Source organism: Methylobacterium sp. Leaf99 (assembly GCF_001422375.1).
GTDB lineage: Bacteria > Pseudomonadota > Alphaproteobacteria > Rhizobiales > Beijerinckiaceae > Methylobacterium.
In genome coordinates, this window is the sequence record NZ_LMMU01000001.1 from 1,943,874 (window position 1) to 1,960,665 (window position 16,792).

The following is a 16,792-nucleotide window of genomic DNA, read 5'->3' on the forward strand; positions in this document are numbered from 1 at the left end:
TCGTGCTTCGGCGCCGGTCAGCGCCGCAGGAACCCCCGACGCTGACCCAGGAAGCCGCTCGACTGTGCGGGCGTTTCTGCGGGCGGGGGTGGGGCCGCCGGGGTCGGGCGCAGGGCCACGACCGGGGCGGGCTTGGGCGGTGGCGTCTCCGCCGCGGGGGCGGGCTGTTCGGCCTCGGGCACCACGGCGGGTGCGGGGGGCGGTGGTTTGGCACCGCTCTCGACCCTGAGGCGCTCGACGCCGATCATCTTCGCGGCGCCGTAGGCCAGGCATTCGGCGTCGAGGTAATGGTTGTGCCGGGACCGGCGCAGCCACATCGACCCGCCGCCCGGTTTCCGCACGCGGGCCTCGGACACGATCTGGCGGCAGAAGTCCTCGGTCGCATCGAGCGGCAGATGCCAGCCACCGGGCTGATCCTGCGGCCACCGGATTCTGGAATGGACCCAGGACTTCAGGACGTCGGTGTCGAGGCGGACGAGGTCGAGGCCGTACCCGGCCTTGCCGCTGACCGGGCTTACCTCGATCCGGTTGACCGAGAGCGGCACCGTCCGGTGGTCGTAGCCCTTCGTCGGGTAGACGTGCCGGGCATGGCGGCGGCAGAACTCGTAGACCGTGTTCTCGTCACCGGCGTCCTTCTTGCCGGGGCGGAAGCCTGCGTCGATGAATACCCGGCGGATCGGCAGGCCGCCGATGCCGTTCTCGATCAGCTCCGCCAGCTCCATCCAGACGTCGTCGAGCCGGGTGTCGTGGTGGTCGCCGAACATCTCACCGTGCTCGATGAGCCAGGATTCGTTCCGGGCGCCCCAGCCGCGGACCACGTAGACGAGGCGGTCTTTCTGCACGTCGACGCCGCAGGTCAGCAGCATGACGCCGGCCGGGATCTCGCGGAATCGGTAGGGCAGGCGGCGGTCGCACACCTCTTCCCATTCCGGCGCGTCGCCGCCGCTCGGCATCCACAGCTCGCCAAAAGCGGCGTTCGTGACCGTCTGGACCTTCTCCGGATCGCCGGTCTGGATCGCCTCGACGTAGCGGGCAGCGCGGTCGCCGAAGCTCTGGAACGGCGAGCACAGGCCCGACGCCCAGAGCGACCAGGTATCGCTCTCCGGTGGATCACCCGTGACGTTGTCGTGCTCGTCGACGTGCTGGCCGGGCGCCACCTCGAGGCCGGTGGTTTCGATCGCCTTCTTCTCGGCTTCGGTGATGATGCAGCCATGGTTCGGGCAGACGAGGTGCGCCGTCTCCTTGGCGCGGGCCGGCGTAGTCTTCGCCTCCTCGCCCTTGTGCTCGTACTCGAGGCAGGCGAGGCGCGGCACGAACCGCTCAGCGCAGTGCGGGCAGCGCCAGGTCCAGTGGTACCGGGTGCCGGCCTGCCAGTACTTCCAGATCGTCGACTCGATATCGTCGGCGGGCTGGACCTTCCAGAACTCCAGGCCCGAGACCTCGTCCTTCTCGACTTCCTTCGGCCCGCGCGAGGTGGTCGACACCATGGCGTGCACGAAGTCGGCGTGGGTATCGCCGCGGGCGTCGATGAGGCCGATCGGATCGCCCTGCCCCTTCACGTTGGCCATGAGCTCGTCGGCCTCGTCCGTGAGGGCGAGCGAGGCCGGGTCCGACTTCAGGGCGGTGGACGAGCCGGCATGCGCGAGGCGCAGCGGGACGCCGGCAATCACCTTGCGGGTCTTGGTCATCCGCTTGCCGCGGGCGACCTTGGCCGCGAGGGTGGGCGCCTCGTCGAGCAGCGCCATGATGCGCGGCTCCCACTGCTCGGTGATGAACTGCTTGTTGGGGCCGACGTAGAGGATCGGGGCCGGCTGCTGGTCGAGCCGTTGGCCGATCACGTCGAGGATCGTCTCGGACTTGCCGCTCTGGGCCGAGACCACGAAGACGCAGCGCTTGTGCCGGCGCCGCGCGATCGCCCGTCCGAAGGGCACCCCGTAGGGGGTCAGGTAGGGGTTGCGCTTGCCTGGGTAGCCGGAGCTGGGCGGATAGACCCGGTTCTCGGCACCCCAGACGTCAGGCATCGTCCTCTTCTGCGGGCGGATCAGCGTCGCGGTCCGCGCGTAGAGCCGCGCCGCATTCCGCGATGCGGTCTGCCACGGATTGGAGAGCGTCATCGATCTGCACCTGCAGGCGTTCGCGCTCATCAAGATCGCGGGTGAAGCGGGCCGGGACGTTGTTCACCTGCAGGGCGACCTCGCCCGCCACCCGGTCCATCGCGAAGATCGCGTCGACCAGGGGGACGAGCTCACGCTCCTCGCGGGCGAGCTTCAACTCCTCCCGCCGGGTCTTGATGTCCTTCAGCCGGTCGGCGCCCTTCAGGTCGCTGCGATCCTGCCTTGCCGTTTCGCTTTTGACCTTGTGCTCGATGTAGGCCTGGACGCACTCCGGCAGGAGCCATTCGCCATGGCTCAACTTCCGAAAAACCCTTGCCCCGCTAAGCTGTTGGACCCGCCGGGCGGAGACGCCGAGGATCTCCGCGAGGTCGGCTGTCGAGACCTCCATCGGGCAACCTCAAAGCGAAAGCGAAATCGAGAAATCGGAAACCCGAAATACGCGCAGAACCCGGGGTCTATTGCCCGCAGAGGGGAAGGGACCTGGGAAGGACCCGTGAGGCCCCCCTTCCCCTCCCGGCTCGCCCGCTGGAAATTGCAGGGCGTGCGGCGAGCTCCCGGCCCGCCCATGCCCTCGATACGAGCGCTCGCCACCATCCAAACGTGAGAATTGGGTGGGGGAGCGGACCTTCCCGAGCCTCGTTGCCGACGTCCGTAGGGCGATTTCGGGATCAACCTATGGACGTCAGGATCAGCGCAGTATGAGCGCAGATCGCGGCTATGTGGTTTGGCCGCAACCCGGCTATCCTGCTATCTGATGGACGTGTTCCACCGCACCGACTGACGAGAGTATGACAAGTTCTGGCATCCCGCAGGCGAAGAACCCCCAGCGGAGCCATCTGAGCAGGTCGTCGGCCAACAGCTTTGGCTTCTATCACGATATGATCCAGTCGAGTGGAGCGGCGACGTACCTCCTGGGTGATACATTCGAAGCAACCATCGCTGCGCAACATTTCGGCCGCTTGACGCTGTACGATCGGCAGATCATCGGCGCCGACCATAGGCGGGATCCTGCGCACATTCGGCGCGACGGTTTCGAGCACTACTATCTCCAAGTCTTACGATCCGGCAGGGTCGTGAGCGGTCGGCCTGGGGAAGAGCGTCGTCTTGTCCCGGGTGACGCTGTTCTTTTCGACGCGACCCTACCGATGCGGTCGATCGTGGACGACGGCGATATCGTCACGGTCATTTTGGCCCGCGATCAAGTCGAGGCTGTCGCGCCGGACGTGCGCCGTCTGCATGGAAGCATCCTTCCCAGGGATGAGAAAGGCTCGCTCGGCCAAGCCGTGCTTTCTTTCCTTCGCTGTGCATCGAGTTTCCCGGAGACCTCAGCCGCCGGGGTTGGTCACGTCATCACCAGTATGCTCGGCCAGGTCCAGGGAAGATCCGATGCGGCCTACAGTGACGCCGTTGGCGAAAGCAATTTGGAGTTATCGCGGCGCCTCAGGGCGGAAATCTTCATCGACAACAACCTCGGGGCAGATTTGAGCTCCGACGCTGTCGCCCGTAGCATCGGTGTTTCCAGATCTTCTTTATATCGTGCGATGCAAGCCGTGGGCGGAATCGAAACTGTCGTAAAGCGTCGACGTGCCGCTCGTATGCGACTGCTGATTTCCCATCAAGACAAAGCAGCGCCGATCAGTTTTCTAGCGGAGAAAATCGGGTTCTCAAGTATAAACCACGGATCACGTGTATTTAAGGAGATCTATGGACAATCACCGAATCAGTTTCGGGCTGCTCTTCGAGCCGACGCAATCTCGGCGGCTCAAGCCTTACACCCCGGGCGAATGCGAGATTGGTACGACACTATAAACGACTAAATGGTTGCGGTTGGTTCAGGTCTGCGCCACCCCTCAATTCATCGCCAGCGGGCCAAAGCAGTTGTTAAGGTGTGATTTATGCCGGCAGACCGGCGTCCGCTCGGTTGGAAAGCGTGGTGGCCGGTTAGAATGACTGAGTCGGGTCGGAAGCGGACGGCGACATGAGCGCTTAGCCGATGATGCGGGACAACTCATGTTCCAGGCGCCCGGGCAGTTCTGCCGCCACGGTGCCGTTGAATGCTGCGGCCGTGGCCCCTTTCACCATCTCCTCGGGGATGAAGACCCCCGACTTGACCTTTTGGAAGCGGTCCATGCCGCTCTTCGTACGCGAGCCTGCGCGCTCGAAGACGTGCCCGTTCCAGTTGCCCTTGGTCACCCGCTTGGGCCACCAGCCCGCCTTCATGAAGGTATGCGGGTAGATGCTGCGGGCGCCCCAAGGCGCCGCGCTGACGCCGGTCCGGGTCTCGCGCGCGCCGAAGTACTTCAGACCAATGTCGCCACCGGCAGAGCGGATCGTGTAGGTGAGCCCACCTCCACCAGCCTTGTTGACCCGCAGCGCTTTGACGATGGTCCGACGCTTCAGACCCGTCTGCACGGTCAGCGCCCGGGTCATCTGGGTCTTGGCTTTGTCGCCCGTGTGGTTGATGGCACGGGCCAGAGCGAGGGGCGCCCGCGCGCCGGCCGCGCCGATCTGATTGCCGAGGCGGGCGATACTAGCCGCGTCGAGGGTGACGTGAAGGCCGCCGCTCATCGCCTTGGCTCCTGCGCATGAGGGTCAGGGCCAGAGCCGCCGCGTCGGTCCGGAGGCTGCGCTGGACGGAGGACGCCGCGGCGCCGAAGCGGGAGAGATCACCATGCACGGCCGCGCGGACCGCATCGGCGATCACTCTGCGCCGTTCCCCACACCGGGTGCAGCTCAAGGATCAGCCCGGCGCACGGGATAGGTCAGGAGCACCGTGACCCAGGCCGCGAAGAGGATTACGACCGGGGCGCTGAATACAGCTCGGACCGCGGCCTGATCCCCCCAAATTGGTCGGAAGGCGTCGGCGAGCAGGTGCGCCAGCGCGATCGAGGCGAGGCCGCCGACCACGAGGGCGGCAAGGACGCGTGCGACGTGCATGTGGATCACCGGTTGCTCAAGGGGCCGCGCGCGAAGACGCGGATGAAGCGAGACAATCAAGCGCTCCGCCAACCGACGATGGGGGCGCAACGTGTTCGGATCGACCAAGTGCCGGGCGGAAGGTCCGCCGGAAGTCCCGCCTCTTCCGCGAAGCGCTCGATGAGGGCCGCGCGGGACTAGCAGGCGTATTCGCCGTCCCAGCGCCGCGCCGAGACCGGTAGGTGCAGACATGCTTCTGCCTGACAAGCCCGCACCTCGATGCGGTACCCGATCACCGCGAGGTCGTTGGCTTTGGCCGGGCGCCCCGCGAGAAGGCCGGCGAAGAAGCCGACGGCGACGGCGATGGGGATGAGCGGGCTTGGCCCGCGCTCGGGAAACTGCGTCGCGGACATTGAAGCACCAGGCTGGAGGGCAGGCTTACGGTCGGCGCGTCACCGCCGCTGACCGCGTGTCCGGGTGCGGCCGGCTTCGAAGCCGGCGGCGTAGCTCGCGAGACAGATGCTCGCCGCGAGGGGGACGGAGCGGGGAAGGCCGCGCTCTTTGCGCCAGCGGCCGAGAGCGAATGAGATGCTGCACATGGTCAGTTCACCGGGCGCCAGGTTGGCCGCCGGCGAGCCTCGGGCTCGGGCCGGATCGGCAGGATTGCGATGATGGGCGGGCGCTTCGGCCCGGGCGGGGGCGGAGGCGCCGGGGGCGCGGCGAGCGAGACCGCCGCTGCGATGATGGCCAGCATCAGCGGCGCCCCATGCTGGCGGTGCGGGGGGCGGACCCGCCGTCGACGGGCGTGCCGCGCTTGCAGATCGTGGCGGCGGCGGCCGACAGTCGGGTGCGGGTGGCGTGTCGCCCGCGGATGACTTCGCCAACGTCGATGCCGACGACCGGCTGCTCGGCGATGATGTCCGCGATTTCGGCGCTACGCCGGTCGTGGTCGATGATCTCGCGGCCCTGCGGCCCGAGCGCATCGTACTGGGCCTGGGTGATCATCAGTGCATCCATGCTCGGCGGGCGGCGCGGCCGCGATTGCGCCGGCGCTCCTCGTCTTCGATCTTGGCGAGCGCTGCCTCGGAGGGAGCGCGGTCGGCAAGATCCTCGACCTCTTCTGAGGTGAGGATCAGGTCCGGATCGGGGGCGTCGGCCGCGACGCGCTCGGCGGTGGTCATGCGATGCTCTTCAACGGATGGAGGTGGACGCAGGCGCGGCCCGCAATGAACCCGACCTCGCGGGTGTGGCCGGGCACCAACTCGGCCTGAGCAGCGAGCGCCATGACGGCGACCCACTGGGCGGCCGTGGGCCGATCGCGTTCGACAGTCAGCGCTAAGCCGGCGAGCCGCCGTGCGAGGTCGACGGTGTTCACGGCAGGGCACCCAGAAACGAGAAAGCCCCGCCAGAGCGGGGCTTTAGATGATGGCGGCGTGGTCGCCGGGGCGCAGCACGTGCTGCTCGGCGCCGCCGAAGCGGAACAGGTACTCGACGTTGCCCTGGTACTTCGGGTTGTCGACGACGTAGTGCACGCCGCCGGCGCGCCAGATGCCGCCGGTCGGGGCCGGGACGCCGTCGGCGTTCAGTCCGTCCGCGATCCGCTGGAGCGTGATCCCGGCGGCGCGCTCGGCGAAGATGCGGCGGACGACGGCGGCCTGCTCCTCGACAACAACGAGGCGGCGATCCTGGTCGTGGGTGTAGCCGTACGGCGCCCGGCCGCCGGCAAACCCGCCTTTGATCGCCTTTTCCTTCCGACCGCCCATCGTGCGCTCGGTGATTGTGATGCGCTCCTGGGCCGCCATGCCGGCGAGGATGGTGAAGATCATCTCCCCCATCGCCGTACTCGTATCGATCGGCTCGCTCACGCTCCGAAGGACAACACCGAAGCGGTCGCGCAGGTCGTGAACGGTGGTAACCGCGTGGAGCAGGTGGCGGGCGAGGCGGTCGAATTTGTAGACGAGCAGCACCGTGAAGGATTGGCTTTCAGCCAGCTCCAGTACGCGGACAAAGCCGGGTCTTTCCCCAGGTCGCGAAGCGCCTGAGATGCCCTCTTCTCGGATGAGATCGACGAGCTCATAGCCCTGGCTCACTCCGAAGGCGCGGATCGCGCGTTCCTGGGCGTCAATGCCGTGGCCATCGGCGACCTGACCTTCAGTCGAGACGCGGACGTAGCCGACAGCGCGGACCTTTGAGGTGGAAGCGGCCGGGCCGACCTTCGTCGAGCGGCCCTTCAACCGCTTGATGCGAGCCGATCCGATCATCGATTTCCCGTACGGCTTCTGCAAAGATTTCGGATGCCCGGATATCTCGGATTTCCGAGAGCCGGCGAGGCGTCGAGAGTTCGGAAAATCGGGTGGTTTTCGCTCTGTGGCGGGCTGATCCGGCGTTTATGCCGGGCCCTGCCGTCCGATTTCTCAGATCTGCGCCGCCGGTTGCATAAGGCCCAGCATATTTGCGTGGGATTTGCCGCGACCCGAACGCCGGAAACACGCCAGCAATGCTGATTTGCGATGGACATCCGCCACCACTCGATCGCCCCCCTCAGGGCGGTGGCCGGCGGGCCGGATTACCCCAACCCAGCGAGCAGTCCGGTCCGCTGTTACGCCCGCGCTGCCGTCCGCTTCGCCGGTACGCGGTCGCGGATAACGACCTGGACGGAACGACGACCGAGCGTCCGGTGACCAGGCGCCATCGAGAGCAGGGCGGGTGTTCCAATCGCGCGCATGAGGTCGGCGAGAAGCCGTTCCATCATTGCGCAGTGGCTGTCCTTGGCCTCGAGCCACTGGGCCTGGTCGCCATAGCGGGTCCGACGCCGGAACTGGCGCAACTCGGCTCGCATCTCGGTGGCGATCGCTTGAGCGCTCATCGGGTGCCGATCATGTCAGAAGAGCTGATCCGCGTCAGCCGTGCCAACGCCAAAGCTGTTGACCGGGTTCACGGGCAGGAACGAGCCGGCGCGGGATGCGCTCGGCAAAAAGGGATGGTGCGGGTCGGGGCTCAGCTGGAACCGGCGGGCGCGCGCATTCGCGTGCCGTCGCCTCCGGGCGAAGGGCGTCCTGGCTTACCGACGATACTGAGAGGCCTTGTTCTCCGCGCGATCCGCGCGCCGCACCAGCTCGTGCGTCGTTCAGGGGAGCCTGAAACGACAACGGCCCCGGAGCGGGAGCGCCGGGGCCGAAGACAACTTTGCGATTTGAGCCATACGTCAAGCGATAGTTGTATGTCCAGCGATTTCTCGGCCATCGCGATATCGCCGTCGGGCACAAACAATCTTTGGCCTTCGATCGCAGAGTATTTCTCTAGCTCTCACCTATAGTTTCCGGTTTTTAGAGTTATGCATTGCCGTAGTATTGATGTGAAAATAAAACTACGGACTTCATTGGCTATGGATGAACCACAGATCGTGTCGCGTTTCAAGAAAATAATGTTGAGGATATCATTTGTTAATTACAGTCGTTGTTTTTTTTAGTGGCGATTTTGGCGTGGGGGATATTGGCCGTTCGCCTATGTCTCACGCTATCGTGAGGATCGAATACGGTTTCCAGCGCAGATTGGGACGCACAGACAATTTACCCGCCTTGGCCGAGAGGTTACTGGCTTACCAAGGATTTCGATCGAGATGTCGATTGCGGCGTCCGCCGCGCAGCCGCAGTGATCGAATGAATACGTTTTGGTGAGTTGGCAGGATTGTTATGGCGAACCCTACTAATCAGGTCGATCTGCAGGCCCAAATCGATTTAGCTTCAAATAATGCCGCGACCGAGACGATTAGTTTTACAACTATTCCGTTGACTAATACGTTGAATGTTCAAAACACTACTGACGGTTCACTTACCCTTGCGGGCGACCTTAGTGGTGCGGGCGCGATATCCGTGTCGGGGTTCACTGGTGGACCCACGCTGACCTTCACAGGCGCGCTGACGCAGGCCGGTGGGTTCACTGTGTCTGACGCATCGAGAGTGACGGTCGCGGCAAGTGGCAGCTTCTACGGCGTTAAGCTGAACGGTGGCGCCTTCACCAACTTGGGCTCGGCCGACACGCGTACAGTAGCCAACGTACCCTCAGGCAATAACGACGCCATTCAGACCACTGGGGGTGGAACCGTTACGAACGGCGCCTCCGACGCGCCCAGCGCGACAATCCAAGGCCGCGCGTCCGGCCTCGGCGCAGTAGGGTCCGGTACGACCACCGTCAACAATTACGGTCTCGTTGCCGGCCGCGACAATGCCGGCGTTGGTCAGATTAATGGCGACGGCGCGATCACGATCAATAACCTAAATGGCAATCTGAATGGCACCGGCACTGGTGGCGTTATCTACGGCCAAGGAAATCAAGATGCCGGCTGGGGCGCCTTCAACTCTTCGAACGGCGCCCTGACGGTCGCGAACGAAAGCGCGGCCAAAATCGTCGGCAAGATCTTCGGCGTCTACGGAACCGGCACTGCGACGAATGTTACCAACGCCGGCACGATCGCCTCGGGCAGCTACGACGCCATTACCGCCGCGATCACCATCGGTGGCACAGCGGGCATCCAACTTAATGCTGGCGGAACGGTGACCAACCAGGCCGGTGGCTTAATCACGTCCGCCGGCTTTGCAGTTCGATCGGCTGGCGCTGTAACGATCGGCAACAGCGGCACGATCAGTTCGACGGGCGCCGATGCCGTGCTGACGAGCCAGACGACGAGCGGCACCATCGTCAACAACGCCAGAGCGACGATCGTAGGCGCATTGAGCGGCGTCATCCAGAACGCTGATGGCACCGGTGGAGCTTCCGCTGGCGGAGCGGTCACCGTCACCAATTCCGGCCTGATCAAGGGCACCGGATACGACGGTGTGACCCAGCATGGTCCGGGTACGCTTACCGTCACGAATAACGCCACCGGCGTCATCTATGGGCAGAACAGCACGAACTCAGGCAACGGCTTCGGCGTCGGAAGCGATGGTGGCGGCAAGCTGACCCTCACCAACGCAGCCGGCGGCACGATCGTCGGCAAGTATGGTGTGGTCGGTTCGAACGCCGCTGATCAGATCAACAATGCTGGCACGATCGCCTCGGGCAGCTATACCGCAGGCAACCCCGGCACCATCGCGCCCGGCGGCATCGCGGGCGTGCAACTCCGCGCCGGCGGCACGATCACCAACCAGGCCGGAGGAGTGATCGACAGCGGCGGGCGCGGCGTCAGCCTCGGAGCTGCAGGCACGGTCGACAATCAGCTCGGCGGCATCATTCGCCACACCGGCTTCGGAAACCCCGGTACCGGCGCCGGCGCCGGTGTTTACGCCAACGGCAACCTAACCCTGACCAATGCCGGCACGATCACCACCGTCGCTGGCGGCGCCAACGACGGCGTGACCGTGCTCGGCGTGGCCACCATCACCAACACCGGCACGCGCGACGGCAGCGGCGGCCTGATCCAGTCAACGAACGCCGCCGGCATTGCGATCGCAGGCGCGGGCAGCAGCATCACCAACAGCGGTACGATCCAGGGCGGCACCGGCAGCGTCGGCGTGAACTTCAACAACGGCGGAACGGTCACCAACAGCGGCGCGATCCGAGGCGCCGTTCACGGTATCGACTCTGGTGCAGCGCTGACTCTGACCAACCTCGGCGGCGGCACGATCTCGGGCAATAGTAGCAACGGCGTCGTCGTCCGGAGCGGCGCCTCGACCGTGCTGAACGTCGGCACGATCACCAGCACCGGGAATGCCGGCATCGCGGTGGGCGCCGGGACGCTGACCGTGGACAACTATGGTTCGATCGGCAGCAATGCGGCCGGGATCACCGCCTTCAACAGCGGGGCGCTGACCGCCAACCTCTACGCAGGATCGGCGACGGGCTCGATCCTCGGCTCCGGCGGGAACGATACCGTCTCGGTCTACACCGGCACCGGGACCAACGGCACGGGCGCCACAACCACCGACCCGGTGACCGGGCAGACAGTCGTGCTGCAGGCCGCCGGCACCAACCGCGCGGCGACTGTGGGCACCCTCGCCCTCGGCGGCGGCACCAACACGCTGAACCTGCGCGGCACGGGCGACGGCACGGCTGCCAACGGCGCCAGCGGCACTCTCGGCATGGCAACGGTCTCCAGCCTGACCACGCTGAACAAGCAGGATGCCGGCACCTTCGTGCTGACCGGCGGCTATAACGGTGCACTCACCACCAACGTGACCGGCGGCCGCGTGATCGCGCAGAACACTGGCAGCGCCTTCGGCACCGGTGGCACCGTGACGATCAGCGCGAACGCAGTCGTCGAGTTGAACAACACGACGGCGACCACCATCCTCCAGGCCGGCAACACCTTCAACGGTGCCGGCAACATCGCCAAGACCGGCACGGGTCAGTTCGACTTCGGCGGCACCGGCGGCACCGTCAGCATCGCGCTTGCGAAGGATGGGTTGATCGATGTCCAAGCCGGAAGGCTTTCCGGCAGCAACAACAATCAGGCTTCCTGGATCGGCAACCAAGGCAGTCTTAGGATCGCCTCCGGTGCGACATTCGATGGGGTTGAAGGGACCATCATTGTCGACCGTCTCACCGGCGCCGGGACGCTGCAGGGCGGGTTCCAGGGCACGCAGACGACGACGGTCGGCATCGCCGACGGCTCCGATACGTTCAGCGGCATTATCCAGGACGCCAGCACAACCGGTTTGCTTGCTCTGATAAAGGCCGGCACCGGCACGCAGACGCTGTCGGGCGCCAACACCTATTCGGGCCTGACCACGATCAACGCCGGCACGTTGGTAGCGGCTAACGCTTCGGCGCTGGGCAGCACCGCAGAGGGCACGACGGTCGCTAGCGGCGGCAACCTGACGATCGCCAACGTCGCGATCGGCGCCGAGGCAGTAACGCTGAACGGCGGCGCGGCACTCACTGGAACGGGAACTGCGTCCCTGGCAGGCACAGTCGCACTCGCGGCCACGAGCACGGTGACCGCCACAGTCGGTGACACCCTGACCTTGTCGGGTGTGGTCAGCGGCAATGGCGGTTTGACCAAGGGCGGCGCTGGCACCCTGATTTTGACGGGAACGGACACCTACAGCGGCGGCACCACCATCTCCGCCGGCACGCTGCAGATCGGCGCGGGCGGCACGGCCGGGTCGATCACCGGTGCCATCGTCGACAACGGTGCGCTCGTCTTCAACCGCTCGGACGCCGTGACCTTCGGCGGCGTGATCTCCGGGTCTGGCACGCTCCAGAAGCTCGGGGCAGGCGTGTCGAGCGTTCTCACGCTGACCGCCGCCGAAACCTACACAGGCACCACCACGGTCTCGGCCGGCACGCTGCTGGTGAATGGCTCGCTCGCGGCCGGCTCGGCCGTCACCGTCGCCTCCGGGGCGATCCTCGGCGGGACGGTTGCGGCGGCTGGCACCGGCACGATCGCCGGCACCGTCGCGGTCGCCGGCACGATCTCGGCCGGCACGATCAACACCGTCGGCATCCTGAACACCGGTGCCTTGACGCTTGGCGCCAACGCCATCTTTCATACCGACGTCACCAACTCGCTCACGTCCGATCGGGTCAACGTCACGGGCGCCGTCAGCCTCGCCGGGTTGCTCGATTTCACCACCCCCGCCGACTTCTCCGGTAGCGTCGGTCAGAACCTGATTCTGATCGCCAACGACCTTACGGACACGGTCGCCGGGCGCTTCACCAGCCTGCGTATCAATGGCGCCTCACTCGCGCTGGCGAACAACGATACCTTCTCCACTCAGGGGCACAGCTACGTCATCGATTACCGCGGTGGTGACGGCAACGACGTGGCGATCCGGGACATCACGCCCGGCCCGACGCAGCCGACGCCGACGCCGACCCCCACGCCGACGCAGCCGTCCGGACCGACACCGCAGCCCAACAACGCCCCGTTCTTCGGCGATACGGTAACGGACACCTCGAGCCCGGTCGGTGCCAGCGCCGGACCCGTCTATGCCCTGTACAAGGCCGTCCTCGGCCGCACGCCTGATCCGCTCGGCCTGGAGTCCTTCACCACCGCCATCCAGAACGGAGCCAGCCTCACCGATGTGGCTAACGCGCTGCTCGGCTCTCCGGAGGGCGCCAGCGCTCCGAACGCCGCAGCCGATCCGAACGGGTTCGTCCAGAGCCTGTACCAGAAGCTCCTCGGGCGGGCGGCCGACGCGTCAGGCCTGCAGACCTTCACCGGTGAGCTCGCGGCCGGGGTCAGCGCCGCTACGGTCGTGGTCCAGCTTGCGACGAGCGATGAGGCGCAGTCCAAACTCGCGCCGATCTTCCAGGCTGGGGTGTTCGTGCCCGATGCCTCGGAGTCGGGCGTGGCGCGCCTGTACTACGGCCTGCTCGGCCGTGCCCCGGACGCAAACGGTCTGAAGACGCTGACGAACTTCGTGGAGAACGGTGAGGGTGGAGCAGCTGGCGAGGCAGGTCGGCTGAATCAGACTGCAGCGGCGATCCTGACCTCGACCGAGTATGCTGGGCGCAACCCGAGCGGCAACGACGCCACGTTCGTGAACAACCTGTACCAAGGCGCTCTGGGTCGGGCGCCGGAAGCAGGCGGTGTCGATTTCTACCTCAACCAGATCGCACAGGGCGTATCGCGGGCGACGGTGGCCCTGGAGATCTCCCAGAGCCCCGAGGCACAGATCCATCTCGTGGGTGTGATCGAGGGCGGCTTCCAGCTCGCCGGGTAAACTCCACACGCGCCTCCAGGCCCGTCTGTCGTCGGCTGCGCTGTATGGCGCTGCCCTCGACAGGCGGGCTTTTTGTTGGGCTCTGAGCTTGATGCCCATGCGACCCAGTCGCGAGGGTGCCGACCAGTCCCGTTGGATCAGTACGGATCGACCTGCAGCATTGTTAGGCACGGGTCATAGACGCCCGCGGGGGGGGCTCTCAGGCGGCGTTCGGGTATGTAGCCGGGTCGATCCGCCGGACCGGGGAGACCGGGCGGGGCAGGTGCCTTAGGGGTGCCATCCGCAGGGGTGCCAGCCCGGGGTCGTTCGCCGGCAGCAGGCTCCTCAGCACGGTGGGCGGCGTCGGCTCGCTGATCCAGGGCGTGGCGGGCGCGGCGGGCGGTCCAACGGCGAGGGTGGCCAGACCCTTCAGGCGCGACGCGAGCAGCGCGAGGGCAGCGTGCCAGACCGCATACCGGGCCCGGTCCTCGGCGACGCTGTCGATGTCACGGACCCAGTGCAGCTTGCAGAACGTCCCCTTCCGGTAGATGCCGCCGCTCGCCGGCGTCGTCTTCTGGTCGGTGGTGATGAACCATGGCTCGCCGTCGGGCCCGGTCCCGGCCTGGGCTGAGACGGTGAGCCAGAGGGTGACCTGGCCGCGGGTGCCCTTCACGCTCTCGCACTCAGCTGGCCCACCATGATCCGGGCGGCCACCCTTCACGGCGCAAGTCAGGAGCCAAGATACCGCCTCGCGACGCACCAGGGTGATGATGCGCTCGACGACGTCGCGGCGGACCTGGGCGATGATCGGATCGACCCGCACGCTGGGGCCGAGGCCGTGCCCGATCTCGTAGGAGCTCAGGTCGAGCGGCTGCTGGCCGAGGCCGGCATCGGCACGCTTGATCTCCTGTCCAAGCAGCAGCAGCTCGCTCTCGATGACGAGCGCGTCCGGGCTCGGATCGCCCAGGGCCAGCGGCATGCCCGGCTCGCGATTCCAGTTGTCGACCTTCGTGAAGAGGCCGCCCGCCCACATGGGGTGAACCGGTGCACCCCCACCGCAGATGAGGCCGCCGTCGTTACAACGCTTCGGGAGCTCGTCCCGGACGCACCAGCGCAGGGCCTCCTCGATCGGGAGAATGCGCCGGGTCTTCGTGTTCTGATGGGTGGTGCTGGACGACGGGATGGCCGACGCGGTCACGGTGATGCCCCTGAGGTTTCAGGCGCGGCTCCATGGGCGCGCCAACTGAATACACGGGTCCGATGGCGCTGGCGGCAAAGTCAAGGGGATCAGCAACTGGAACAATCAGTTGCGACAACCGGTTCGCCAACCGATCGTCCTCCGACAAAGATGCTGACCCTTGAAACAATCCCACCTTAAATAAGTCAAAGCATGAAATGTGAAAAGCAACACCTCTATCGAGGGCGACATGTGAGCTCATCCGCAATGATGCGCATGTGATTCAGCACGGTTTCACGGTTTGAGGAATCCTCAATGACAAACCAAAGCCGCAACAATTCGGCAGTTTGGTTATGGCCTTTCGGCTCTGTGTCGTAAAATGCGGATACCGGGCGACCAAGCGTATCGGCTAATTTCTGAAGCAAATCCCCTACTTTATTCGAGGCGCCGCGACCTTCTTCATGACTGAACATGAATGTCCCCTAGCGTACAGAGATGTATTGTGTGCAACAGCCTTGCGCACAATCTAGGCGCAGAAATATCTGGATTGGAGCCCGATGGAAGGGGGGGCAAAAAAGAAAAATTCGGGGGTTGCCACTTGCTCCCAAACTATCATTTGACACGACGCTGTTGGGCGGCGGTTGATTGGTTCGGGTAATGGCGGATGACGACGTTTTCGCGATGATGGTGGATGCGTGCCTCGCAGCCCACGAAGCCGTTCTGAAGTCTGGAACCCTAGAAATCAAAATTCTCTCTCGGGCTCTGCTGATGGAAATCGGCCGCGAAGCTGCCAAGCGCGCTGGCGAAAGCTCAAGCGATACTGAAAATGCCGGGGGCGGTTAAGACTACAGCGAACTGGACGTAGAGGTCCTGGGTGTGGAGCGCACCGCCAAGCGGTATCCCTCCACGGCTACAGACCATGTGAAACGATCGATGGCTCGACGCTCAACCCGATGGAGATCAGCGTCACCGCCATGTCGACCCCGCGTAGAGCCTGGCGCCGGTCCCAGCCCGCGATCCGGCAGGCCTCCCGGAAGCTCGGTTCGCGCCCGACCTGGGCGTTGAGCCAAGCCTTCAGCTGCGCCTTCATCCGCCAGTCGTGAATATGGAGCTCGGGCCAGCGCTGCACCCGCACGTCGCCGGGTTTCGTGCCTGCCTGCGCATCAGCCTCGCTGTGGCCCGCCCAGGCTGCCAGGAGCCACAGGCGGACATTCTCGGGCGGATAGGCTGACGGGGGATCGGGGCCTTCGGGACGGGTTGTCGGCAAGGTGTTTTCAGCCAACACGAGCGGGATCGCTTGAGGGGTAGCTAGCGGCGGCGGCCCCAGAAAGGTCCAATATGAGCGCGTTCCCGGGCCAACCGATGATGACGGTCACAGCGCCCTGCGGCGCGCCCGATCCAGCCACCAAGCACGAGCCGCTGCCTCAACCGCGAAGGTCTGCTCGTATGCGGTCCACTGGCCCAGCGGATCGACGATGAGATCCTCGTCCTGCGAGGCGCCTCCGAATGGATACAGGGGCTCCAAGCCGTGGTCGATGACCTCCGGATATGGATTGCCCTCGTCGAACCGCATCTGTGGTGACACGAGCCATGCCACCACGGTGTGCTGGCTCATCTCGAGGTCATGGACCGTGGTCTCCGATGTGATGGCGTCCTCGACGTAGAACCGGACAACCCGATAACCCGGGAGCGCTGGAACGATGCTCGGCGACAGCGCCGATACGGTGAACTGCGGCTGCTTTTTCACGATCATTCCCCTGTCCCACCTGCCCCACCTACGGTCACAAGGTGGGGCGCGATAAGCGATTGATATTGTTAGTGTTGCCCCACCTGTCCTACCTGTCCCACCTTTTTAAAGAGATAGGATATTTTCGTAGAGCGGTGGCCCTGCCGGAGACGTGAGTTTACGCGCGCACGCGAGGGAAAAGGTGGGACAGGTG

At 65.3% G+C, this 16,792-nt stretch carries 17 protein-coding genes; 3 read left to right on the top strand and 14 right to left on the bottom strand.

What is annotated here, in order from left to right:
• Positions 1–17: 17 nt before the first annotated feature.
• Both ASF28_RS08985 and ASF28_RS08990 read right to left on the bottom strand, forming a co-directional pair.
• Positions 18–2,021: a terminase gpA endonuclease subunit gene (locus ASF28_RS08985; RefSeq protein WP_244474934.1), complete on the bottom strand. Its 2,004-nt coding sequence runs from the start codon at positions 2,019–2,021 to the stop codon at positions 18–20.
• Positions 2,014–2,502 carry a hypothetical protein gene (locus ASF28_RS08990; protein ID WP_056090403.1) on the bottom strand — a complete coding sequence of 163 codons (489 nt, stop codon included), beginning with the start codon at positions 2,500–2,502 and terminating at the stop codon, positions 2,014–2,016. Before ASF28_RS08990 ends, ASF28_RS08985 begins: the two co-directional genes overlap by 8 nt.
• Positions 2,503–2,902: 400 nt before the next feature.
• Between ASF28_RS08990 and ASF28_RS21620 the strand changes: the two genes are divergently transcribed.
• Complete coding sequence (locus ASF28_RS21620; RefSeq protein WP_082476070.1) at positions 2,903–3,931, top strand: helix-turn-helix domain-containing protein; 1,029 nt, start codon at positions 2,903–2,905, stop codon at positions 3,929–3,931.
• A gap of 169 nt (positions 3,932–4,100) precedes the next feature.
• Here the strand turns inward: ASF28_RS21620 and ASF28_RS08995 are convergent, their stop codons facing one another.
• The 8 genes from ASF28_RS08995 to ASF28_RS09020 form a co-directional block, all read right to left on the bottom strand.
• Entirely contained in the window at positions 4,101–4,682 is a 582-nt protein-coding gene (locus ASF28_RS08995; protein WP_056090406.1) for a hypothetical protein, read from the bottom strand.
• Between the two features lie 165 nt (positions 4,683–4,847).
• Positions 4,848–5,051, bottom strand: coding sequence for a hypothetical protein (locus ASF28_RS09000; RefSeq protein WP_157085430.1), 204 nt, complete (start codon positions 5,049–5,051; stop codon positions 4,848–4,850).
• Between the two features lie 176 nt (positions 5,052–5,227).
• Positions 5,228–5,443, bottom strand: coding sequence for a hypothetical protein (locus ASF28_RS09005; RefSeq protein ID WP_056090411.1), 216 nt, complete (start codon positions 5,441–5,443; stop codon positions 5,228–5,230).
• A gap of 340 nt (positions 5,444–5,783) precedes the next feature.
• Positions 5,784–6,035 (bottom strand): hypothetical protein, encoded by a 252-nt coding sequence (locus tag ASF28_RS23580; RefSeq protein ID WP_056090413.1) that lies wholly within the window; start codon positions 6,033–6,035, stop codon positions 5,784–5,786.
• Positions 6,035–6,211, bottom strand: a complete 177-nt coding sequence (locus ASF28_RS22395) for a hypothetical protein (RefSeq protein ID WP_157085432.1) — start codon at positions 6,209–6,211, stop codon at positions 6,035–6,037. Before ASF28_RS22395 ends, ASF28_RS23580 begins: the two co-directional genes overlap by 1 nt.
• Positions 6,208–6,405, bottom strand: coding sequence for a hypothetical protein (locus tag ASF28_RS22400; RefSeq protein ID WP_157085434.1), 198 nt, complete (start codon positions 6,403–6,405; stop codon positions 6,208–6,210). The genes ASF28_RS22395 and ASF28_RS22400 overlap by 4 nt, the downstream gene beginning before the upstream one ends.
• Before the next feature lie 43 nt (positions 6,406–6,448).
• On the bottom strand, positions 6,449–7,291 hold the full coding sequence (locus ASF28_RS09015; RefSeq protein WP_056090417.1) for a recombinase family protein: 843 nt from the start codon (positions 7,289–7,291) through the stop codon (positions 6,449–6,451).
• 338 nt (positions 7,292–7,629) lie between these two features.
• Positions 7,630–7,896: a hypothetical protein gene (locus tag ASF28_RS09020; RefSeq protein WP_056090419.1), complete on the bottom strand. Its 267-nt coding sequence runs from the start codon at positions 7,894–7,896 to the stop codon at positions 7,630–7,632.
• An 826-nt stretch (positions 7,897–8,722) separates the two neighbouring features.
• On the opposite strand from ASF28_RS09020, the gene ASF28_RS09025 reads away from it, so the two are divergent.
• Complete coding sequence (locus tag ASF28_RS09025; protein ID WP_157085436.1) at positions 8,723–13,696, top strand: beta strand repeat-containing protein; 4,974 nt, start codon at positions 8,723–8,725, stop codon at positions 13,694–13,696.
• 199 nt (positions 13,697–13,895) lie between these two features.
• On the opposite strand, the gene ASF28_RS09030 is transcribed toward ASF28_RS09025, so the two are convergent.
• Together ASF28_RS09030 and ASF28_RS22405 are read right to left on the bottom strand one after the other, a co-directional pair.
• Complete coding sequence (locus tag ASF28_RS09030; RefSeq protein ID WP_056090425.1) at positions 13,896–14,873, bottom strand: hypothetical protein; 978 nt, start codon at positions 14,871–14,873, stop codon at positions 13,896–13,898.
• 215 nt (positions 14,874–15,088) lie between these two features.
• The gene (locus ASF28_RS22405; RefSeq protein ID WP_157085437.1) at positions 15,089–15,325 is read right to left on the bottom strand and encodes a hypothetical protein; all 237 of its coding nucleotides are present in this window, start codon (positions 15,323–15,325) and stop codon (positions 15,089–15,091) included.
• Positions 15,326–15,509: 184 nt separating this feature from the next.
• Between ASF28_RS22405 and ASF28_RS21625 the strand changes: the two genes are divergently transcribed.
• Entirely contained in the window at positions 15,510–15,695 is a 186-nt protein-coding gene (locus tag ASF28_RS21625; protein WP_082476071.1) for a hypothetical protein, read from the top strand.
• A 67-nt stretch (positions 15,696–15,762) separates the two neighbouring features.
• On the opposite strand, the gene ASF28_RS22410 is transcribed toward ASF28_RS21625, so the two are convergent.
• Positions 15,763–16,119: a hypothetical protein gene (locus tag ASF28_RS22410; RefSeq protein ID WP_157085439.1), complete on the bottom strand. Its 357-nt coding sequence runs from the start codon at positions 16,117–16,119 to the stop codon at positions 15,763–15,765.
• A gap of 105 nt (positions 16,120–16,224) precedes the next feature.
• Complete coding sequence (locus tag ASF28_RS09040) at positions 16,225–16,605, bottom strand: hypothetical protein (protein ID WP_056090431.1); 381 nt, start codon at positions 16,603–16,605, stop codon at positions 16,225–16,227.
• Between the last annotated feature and the right edge of the window lie 187 nt (positions 16,606–16,792).

Excerpts from the sequence above, each read along its gene's own strand:
- ASF28_RS08985 (WP_244474934.1), bottom strand. The coding sequence starts at position 2,021 with ATGCCTGACGTCTGGGGTGCCGAGAACCGGGTCTATCCGCCCAGCTCC.
- ASF28_RS08990 (WP_056090403.1), bottom strand. The coding sequence starts at position 2,502 with ATGGAGGTCTCGACAGCCGACCTCGCGGAGATCCTCGGCGTCTCCGCC.
- ASF28_RS21620 (WP_082476070.1), top strand. The coding sequence starts at position 2,903 with ATGACAAGTTCTGGCATCCCGCAGGCGAAGAACCCCCAGCGGAGCCAT.
- ASF28_RS08995 (WP_056090406.1), bottom strand. The coding sequence starts at position 4,682 with ATGAGCGGCGGCCTTCACGTCACCCTCGACGCGGCTAGTATCGCCCGC.
- ASF28_RS09000 (WP_157085430.1), bottom strand. The coding sequence starts at position 5,051 with ATGCACGTCGCACGCGTCCTTGCCGCCCTCGTGGTCGGCGGCCTCGCC.
- ASF28_RS09005 (WP_056090411.1), bottom strand. The coding sequence starts at position 5,443 with ATGTCCGCGACGCAGTTTCCCGAGCGCGGGCCAAGCCCGCTCATCCCC.
- ASF28_RS23580 (WP_056090413.1), bottom strand. The coding sequence starts at position 6,035 with ATGATCACCCAGGCCCAGTACGATGCGCTCGGGCCGCAGGGCCGCGAG.
- ASF28_RS22395 (WP_157085432.1), bottom strand. The coding sequence starts at position 6,211 with ATGACCACCGCCGAGCGCGTCGCGGCCGACGCCCCCGATCCGGACCTG.
- ASF28_RS09015 (WP_056090417.1), bottom strand. The coding sequence starts at position 7,291 with ATGATCGGATCGGCTCGCATCAAGCGGTTGAAGGGCCGCTCGACGAAG.
- ASF28_RS09020 (WP_056090419.1), bottom strand. The coding sequence starts at position 7,896 with ATGAGCGCTCAAGCGATCGCCACCGAGATGCGAGCCGAGTTGCGCCAG.
- ASF28_RS09025 (WP_157085436.1), top strand. The coding sequence starts at position 8,723 with ATGGCGAACCCTACTAATCAGGTCGATCTGCAGGCCCAAATCGATTTA.
- ASF28_RS22405 (WP_157085437.1), bottom strand. The coding sequence starts at position 15,325 with ATGTTCAGTCATGAAGAAGGTCGCGGCGCCTCGAATAAAGTAGGGGAT.
- ASF28_RS21625 (WP_082476071.1), top strand. The coding sequence starts at position 15,510 with ATGGCGGATGACGACGTTTTCGCGATGATGGTGGATGCGTGCCTCGCA.
- ASF28_RS09040 (WP_056090431.1), bottom strand. The coding sequence starts at position 16,605 with ATGATCGTGAAAAAGCAGCCGCAGTTCACCGTATCGGCGCTGTCGCCG.